Source organism: Micrococcales bacterium (assembly GCA_009784895.1).
Taxonomy (GTDB): domain Bacteria; phylum Actinomycetota; class Actinomycetes; order Actinomycetales; family WQXJ01; genus WQXJ01.
Genome location: WQXJ01000073.1, coordinates 1 through 6,806, shown reverse-complemented (window position 1 = coordinate 6,806; position 6,806 = coordinate 1). Strand labels below are relative to the sequence as shown.

Annotated in this window: 7 protein-coding genes; 5 read left to right on the top strand and 2 right to left on the bottom strand. The window is 64.7% G+C overall.

All coding sequences use genetic code 11. From position 1 onward, the window contains the following. Positions 1-1,261: AAA family ATPase (locus FWD29_09535; protein ID MCL2804171.1), on the bottom strand; the 1,261-nt coding region annotated here is incomplete at its 3' end. A gap of 218 nt (positions 1,262-1,479) precedes the next feature. On the opposite strand from FWD29_09535, the gene ftsY reads away from it, so the two are divergent. The 5 genes from ftsY to FWD29_09510 all read left to right on the top strand — a co-directional run bounded on the left by ftsY (position 1,480) and on the right by FWD29_09510 (position 6,431). Further along, entirely contained in the window at positions 1,480-2,709 is a 1,230-nt protein-coding gene (gene ftsY / locus FWD29_09530; GenBank protein MCL2804170.1) for a signal recognition particle-docking protein FtsY, read from the top strand. A 287-nt stretch (positions 2,710-2,996) separates the two neighbouring features. Continuing rightward, a complete protein-coding gene (locus tag FWD29_09525; GenBank protein MCL2804169.1) occupies positions 2,997-3,272 on the top strand; it encodes a type II toxin-antitoxin system prevent-host-death family antitoxin in 276 nt (91 codons plus the stop codon). 5 nt (positions 3,273-3,277) lie between these two features. After that, positions 3,278-3,670 carry a type II toxin-antitoxin system VapC family toxin gene (locus FWD29_09520; GenBank protein ID MCL2804168.1) on the top strand — a complete coding sequence of 131 codons (393 nt, stop codon included), beginning with the start codon at positions 3,278-3,280 and terminating at the stop codon, positions 3,668-3,670. A 75-nt stretch (positions 3,671-3,745) separates the two neighbouring features. Next, positions 3,746-5,308, top strand: a complete 1,563-nt coding sequence (gene ffh / locus FWD29_09515) for a signal recognition particle protein (protein MCL2804167.1) — start codon at positions 3,746-3,748, stop codon at positions 5,306-5,308. Continuing rightward, the gene (locus tag FWD29_09510; GenBank protein MCL2804166.1) at positions 5,298-6,431 is read left to right on the top strand and encodes an amidohydrolase family protein; all 1,134 of its coding nucleotides are present in this window, start codon (positions 5,298-5,300) and stop codon (positions 6,429-6,431) included. The genes ffh and FWD29_09510 overlap by 11 nt, the downstream gene beginning before the upstream one ends. 141 nt (positions 6,432-6,572) lie before the next feature. Here FWD29_09510 and FWD29_09505 read toward each other — a convergent pair. After that, positions 6,573-6,806: hypothetical protein (locus FWD29_09505; protein ID MCL2804165.1), on the bottom strand; the 234-nt coding region annotated here is incomplete at its 5' end.

The following is a 6,806-nucleotide window of genomic DNA, read 5'->3' as shown; positions in this document are numbered from 1 at the left end:
GGCGATGGGTTTCAACTTCGCTGGCCCGGCCTTCGACCACGGCCCTGGCCGCGTTGACCTGACCGGCCAAGGTGGCCAGTGACTCGCGTTGGTCGGCCAGGGCCCGCATGGCGGTGGCATAGGCGCTGTCTTCGTCGCTGAATTCTGTTTCGGCTTCCTGGCGGGCCTGCTGGGCCTGGACTTCAAGGTGACGGGCCTGGTCAAGCCGGGTTTCGGCATCGGCCAACTGGTCTTTTAAAGACGCGGCCAGGGCCTCTAGCCCAGCCGCGCTACCAGCTCCTGTTACCCCGGCCGCCCCAACCCTGAAGTCGCTGCCGCCCAAGTTGCGGGCCCGTTCGCTGGCCAAATCCGCCAGGGCGCGTAAGCGCTCACGCGTGGTGGCCAAGCGGAAGTACTGGTCTGAGGCGCGTGAAGCCTCAGGCACGGCTCGAGCAGCGCTGGCTTCTAAGTCGACCAGGCGCCCTCTGGCCTGGGACAACTCTGTTTCCAGGGCGGCCCGAAGCTTCACCAAGGCGGACTCACTGGCTGCCTCACTGCCCAGCGAGGCCTTGACTTGGGCGGCGTCGCTGGCCAGCAGCCTGGCTGTGGAGTCTCGCAGCGCCGCCTGGATCGACTGGGCGCGGCGGGCCACATCCGCCTGGCGTCCCAGTGGCCCCAGTTGGCGGCGGACCTCGCCGGCCAGGTCGGTTAAGCGCAGCAGATTGGCCTGCATCGACTCGATTTTGCGCTGGGCCCGCTCCTTGCGTTTGCGGTGTTTGAGGATGCCGGCGGCCTCCTCGATGAAGCCACGCCGCTCATCTGGGCTGGCGGTCAAGACGGCGTCAAGCTGACCCTGGCCCACTATGACGTGCATTTCCCGTCCCATGCCGCTGTCCGAGAGCAACTCCTGGATATCCAACAGCCGGCAGGCGCTGCCGTTAATGGCGTATTCGGAGTTGCCGTTGCGGAACAAGGTCCGGGCAATGGTGACTTCGGTGTAGTCGATGGGCAGCGCGCCGTCGGTGTTGTCAATGGTCAGCTTGACTTCCGCCCGGCCCAGAGCGGCGCGAGTGGAGGTCCCGGCGAAGATGACATCTTCCATCTTGCCGCCGCGCAGTGACTTGGCGCCCTGTTCGCCCATGACCCAGGTCAGGGCGTCGACCACATTCGACTTGCCAGCCCCATTGGGGCCCACCACGCAAGTGATACCTGGTTCAAAGGTCAGGCGCGTCGCCTGCGCAAATGACTTGAAGCCACGCAGGGTCAGCGTCTTGAGATGCACGGCTCGACAGCATATCGGCGTGCCCGCTGGTTTTGCCCTTGGCCCGCCGGTCGCGCCCGCCTTGCCCGCTGGTTTCAGCCGTCGTCCCGCCGGGCTCCGGGCGCGCCTGCCCTTCCGCCCGCCGGCCGTGGCCGCGAAGGCGGAGGCCAACCCGACTTTAGCCGCGAGGATGAGCTTTGGCATTACTCCCGCCTGGTGGCTGATGGGAGACTGGTGGCATGACGACAACTGTCTACGTTCTACTTGGCATTTTGGTGCTGGTCGCCGCTGTGACTGTGGCGCTGGTCCTAGTGCGGCGCTCACGGGCCAAATCCGCGCTGCCGCCGGATGCCGCCGCTCGGGTAGAGGCCGAAAGCCCGCCTGAAGCGGTGGCCGAGGCCGAGGCGCCGGCTGACAAAGACAAGGGTCCGCCGGCAGTGCCGCCCACCGCGGTGGTTGAAGAACCGGAGGTGCCGCAGGTCGACGAGTCGGCGCCGGATTGGGCACTGGTCGAGGAAGAAGAGCCAGAGCCAGCCGGCCCGGACTTGGAGCAGCCAGAAGCCCCGGCCAGCCGGATCCAGCGCTTGCGCGCCCGCCTGGCTGGCAGCGGAAAGCTGGGCCAGGTGTTGTTGTCAGTGCTTTCCCGTGGGCAGCTGAGCGAAGACGACTGGGACGAATTCGAAGAGGCGTTGCTAATGGCAGATGTGGGCGCCGAGGCAGCCGAGCAGATTCTTGGCGGTGTGCGCCAAAGACTGAAGGTGGCCGGCACCGGCGGCGACGCGCGGCAGGCCTTGAGGGCCGAATTGCTCCAGGCCGTCCAAATCGACGCCCCACGAGACATCTGCGACCTGGGCGAAGGTGGCAACCCCGGTGTGGTGCTGGTGGTTGGGGTGAACGGCTCGGGCAAAACCACCACAATTGGCCGCCTAGCCCGGCTGGAAGTCGCCCAGGGTCGCACCGCCGTGCTGGGCGCGGCGGATACGTTCCGGGCCGCCGCCGCCGAACAACTAACCACTTGGGGTGAACGGGTCGGCGTCGAAACCGTTCGCGGGCCAGAAGGCGGCGATCCGGCATCGGTCGCCTTCGACGCCGTGGCCCGGGGGATCAAGGCTCAGGTCGACACGGTGATTGTCGACACGGCTGGCCGGCTGCATAACAAAGCCAACCTCATGGCTGAGCTGTCCAAGATCGCCAAGGTCACGGCCAAACAAGCCCCTATCACTGAAACGCTGCTGGTCCTAGACGCCACCACCGGCCAAAACGGGCTGGTCCAGGCCCAAGTCTTCACCGAGGCGGTTGAGATCACCGGCATTGTCCTGACCAAACTGGATGGTACGGCCAAGGGAGGGATCGTCATTTCGGTCCAGCGCCAACTGGGTGTCCCAGTCAAACTGGTCGGTCTGGGTGAGGGGCCGGACGATATTGCTCCCTTCGACCCGGAGGCTTTTGTCGACGCCATCGTCGCCTGAACTCCTCCTAACCAGCTCCGGGCCCGGCGGGGCCCCTACGACGCCGTGAACAAGGGAGTGAGCGGAGCGGAGGAGAGGTCCGAAACGGCGAGTGATGTCGTTTTGCTAAAACCGCCAATCGCGTGGTGTCGCTACGCCGTTTCGCCCCTCGCACCCGAAGCGTCATCCCTGGTGGCTGACCCGGTCTCGACCGTCGAAACAACGTAACGACACCACAGGATTCGCCATAACGGCGTAAGTGCCCCGCAGGGCGCCATAGGGCGGTCAATTGGACTACAATGTAGACCATGTCTAGCGTCGGCATTCGTGAACTGCGCCAAAACCCGTCAAAGGCAATCCAACGGGTCAAGGACGGCGAGACGATTGTCATCACCGAGCACGGCCGGCCGGTGGCCCAATTGGCGCCGCCACCAAGCTCTCGAATGGACCGACTCCGGGTCGCCGGCAGGATCGTTCCGGCGAAACGCCCAGGCGCCCCGTTGCCACCACTCAAGTCACTGCCGCCAGCCATGCCCAGCTTGTCTGAGGCAATTGAGGAGTCGCGGCAGGAGGCACGGTACTAGCCGAAATGGTTTTCTACGTCGACACGTCCGCCCTGGCCAAGCTGGTAGCCCGGGAGGAGCACAGCACAGCCATTCGGCGGTGGTGGCGGGCGAATCAGCTCGACTCGGTTTCGAGCCGCCTGGCCACCACGGAGCTGATCAGGTCAGTCAGGCGACTGAGTCCCGACTTGGTGCCTTCCGTGAACCAGGTACTTGATGGCCTCGAGTTGGTCGAGATCGAGCCCATGGATTTTGATGTCGCGGCCAACTTGGAACCGCCGGTGCTCCGGTCGCTCGACGCCCTGCACCTCGCGGCGGCCCTGGACTTGCGCCCCGACCTGGCCGGCCTGGTGACCTACGACCGGCGGCTGGCCAACGCAGCCACGCTGGCAAATGTCGAGGTTGTGGCACCCGCCTGATCCGCTCGCCGCAATGGCCTGACCCGGGGCAGCCATGGCCAACCCCATCCGCGCGCCAGGTAGCCTAGGGGGGCTATGTTCAACTCACTGTCAGACCGGTTGCAGGCCACATTCAAGTCCTTGCGTACCAAGGGCAAGCTGTCCCCAGCGGATGTCGACGCGACCATCCGCGAAATCCGCCGGGCTTTGTTGGACGCCGACGTGGCGGTCCCGGTGGTCCGCGAATTCACTGGTCATGTCCGTGAACGGGCGCTGGGGGAGGAAGTCTCCAAAGCTCTGAACCCGGCCCAACAGGTCGTCAAGATTGTGCATGACGAACTGGTGGCGGTGCTCGGTGGCGAGACGGTTGAGCTAACCCTGGCCAAACGCCCACCCACAGTTATCATTTTGGCTGGCCTACAAGGCTCGGGCAAAACCACTTTGGCCGGCAAGCTGGGTCTTCACCTCAAAGAACAAGGCCACACGCCACTACTGGTGGCGGCCGATCTGCAGCGGCCTGGCGCCGTCCACCAGTTGCGGACCTTGGCCGGGCAGGCCGGCGTAACGGTTTTCGCCCCGTCCGATGGCGATGGCCAAGGCGATCCGGTCGAGGTCGCCCGCGAGGGGCTGGCCCAAGCGCAACGGGCGCTGCATGACACGGTCATAATCGACACCGCCGGGCGGCTGGGCATTGACGACGGGCTGATGCGCCAGGCGGCCCAGATTCGCGACGCGGTCGACCCGGACGAAGTGCTCTTCGTCATCGACGCCATGATTGGCCAAGACGCCGTCACTACCGCTGAAGCCTTCAAACAGGGCCTAGGCCTGACCGGTGTTGTCTTGTCCAAGCTCGATGGCGACGCCCGCGGCGGCGCCGCCTTGTCGGTGCGCAATGTCACCGGTGTGCCTATTCTGTTCGCCTCGACCGGCGAGAAGCTGACCGATCTGGAGAAGTTCCACCCGGACCGGATGGCCTCACGCATCTTGGACCTGGGCGACATGATGACCCTGATCGAACAGGCCCAAAAGGTCTTCGATGAGGAACAAGCCAAGGAACTCGAACGCAAACTAGCTGGTGACGGCGATTTCACCCTACGTGATTTCCTGGAGCAGCTGCAGCAAGTGCGCAAAATGGGTTCGCTCAAGAAGATGATTGGCCTTATGCCCGGGGCTGGCCAAATGCGCCAGGCGTTAGACAACTTCGACGAGCGCGAGGTCGACCGGATCGAAGCCATGATCTACTCGATGACCCCGGCGGAGAGAGCCAACCCCAAAATCATCAACGGCTCACGCCGGGCACGCATCGCCCGCGGTTCTGGTACCACCGTCCAGGGCGTCAATGGCATGTTGCAGCGCTTTGACCAGGCCAAGACCATGATGCGCCAGGCGGCCAGGGGCCAGCGGCCACAACTGGGCATGGGCGGCAAAAAGTCAAAGGGCCGGATGCAGGCCCCGGCCAAATCCTCGAAGAAGTCGCGCAGTGGCAATCCGGCCAAACGCGCCGCCCAGGAAAAGGCTTGGGCCGAGGGAACTGAGGTTCCGGCATCGGGCAAAGGCGGGGCCAGCCAAAGCGGGGCTGCTTTTGGTCTGGGCCAAAACCAAGACGACCAGTTCGGCAAGATTCCAACCGGATTAGGGGGACTGTTTGGTGGCAACTGAGGTAACTCATTTTTCCGGGGCGATAGTGGTCGACGGCACCACCGAGCTGAGCGACCTTTGGGTCGTGGACGGCGTCATTCGGCTGGAGCGGCCGGCCGGCGCGGCCACGCGGCACTACGACGGAGTGGTGTTGCCAGGCCTGGTCGACGTCCACTGCCACATTGGCCTGGGTGCCACCGGGGCGGTCCCGCCCGAGGTCGCCCGCGAACAGGCCACGATCAATCGCGACACCGGTGTGCTGCTGATCCGAGACGCCGGTGTGCCGCGCGAACCCTATTCGACTAGGTGGATGGACCAAGACCCGGAAATGCCGCGGCTGATCCGCTGCGGGCAGCACATCGCCCGGCAAAAGCGCTACATGTTCCACCTGCCGCGGAACGTCGAACCACATCAACTGCCGGACGTGGTTGAGGAAGAGGCCCTGGCCGGCGACGGCTGGGTCAAGCTGATTGGTGACTGGATTGACCGGTCGCTGGATGTGCCGGATCTGGAGTTGTTGTGGCCGGATGACATATTGCGGGCCGCGGCCGTGCGGGCCCACGCCGTTGGTGCCCGGTTGACCATCCACGTTTTTTCGCGCGAAGGCGCGGCCCAGGCGTTGCGCTGTGGCCTTGACTGTATTGAGCACGGCACCGGCATGGACGCGGAGCTGATGAGTCAGGCGGTTCGCCAGGGCGTGGCCGTGGTGCCGACCATGATGCAGCGTGACAACTTCGCGCTGATTGCCGATGCCGGTCAGGGTAAGTACCCGGTCTGGGAGACGCAGCTGCGGTCGTTGTACGAGACCCGGTACTCCCAGGCCTTGGAGCTACATCAGGCCGGGGTGACGCTATTGCTCGGTTCGGACCAGTCGACCGGGATTCCTCATGGCCAGGTGGCGCGAGAGGCCGGGCTGATGGCCAAGGCCGGTATCCCGGCCGATGCCGTAGTCCAGGCCGCCAGCTGGGGCACCCGTCGTTTCTTGGGATTCCCTGGAATCGAGGATGGGGCCAGCGCTGACCTGGTGGTTTATGGGGCCGACCCGCGTCAAGACATTACCCAGCTGCGCACGCCGCGGTCTGTGATCCTGCGGGGGCGGCAGGTCTGTTGCGGTCAGGAGCCCCCCGGCTGCGCCGAACCCTAACCCCGCCGTCCTGGTCCTGTAAGGGCGGACCTCGATCTGTCTAGACCGGCCGCCCGGGCGCCCAACTGGCTTTGGCAGCTGGGTCGTGGACCGGTGGAATCGCCCAGCCGGTGTCCCGCCATCTGGGCTAGCGCCAGCGCGTCAGTCCGTCTTTTCTAGGATCAGCAGCTCAGACAACGGGATGATGGCGCGTCCAATGTGAAGCGTCAAGGAATCAGCAAGGTCTTCAGACAGGTCGTATTGAAGAAAAAAGGTGTTAGCCAGCGTGATGGCCTCTGAATCAGAGATGTCTTCGCCAATTCCAAGGCCCCTGATCGCGATGACTTTGTATTCCGTTCCGTCTTCGCCCGCCAAGACAATGGGCGACTGCTCGGC

Excerpts from the sequence above, each read along its gene's own strand:
- ftsY (MCL2804170.1), top strand. The coding sequence starts at position 1,480 with ATGACGACAACTGTCTACGTTCTACTTGGCATTTTGGTGCTGGTCGCC.
- FWD29_09525 (MCL2804169.1), top strand. The coding sequence starts at position 2,997 with ATGTCTAGCGTCGGCATTCGTGAACTGCGCCAAAACCCGTCAAAGGCA.
- FWD29_09520 (MCL2804168.1), top strand. The coding sequence starts at position 3,278 with ATGGTTTTCTACGTCGACACGTCCGCCCTGGCCAAGCTGGTAGCCCGG.
- ffh (MCL2804167.1), top strand. The coding sequence starts at position 3,746 with ATGTTCAACTCACTGTCAGACCGGTTGCAGGCCACATTCAAGTCCTTG.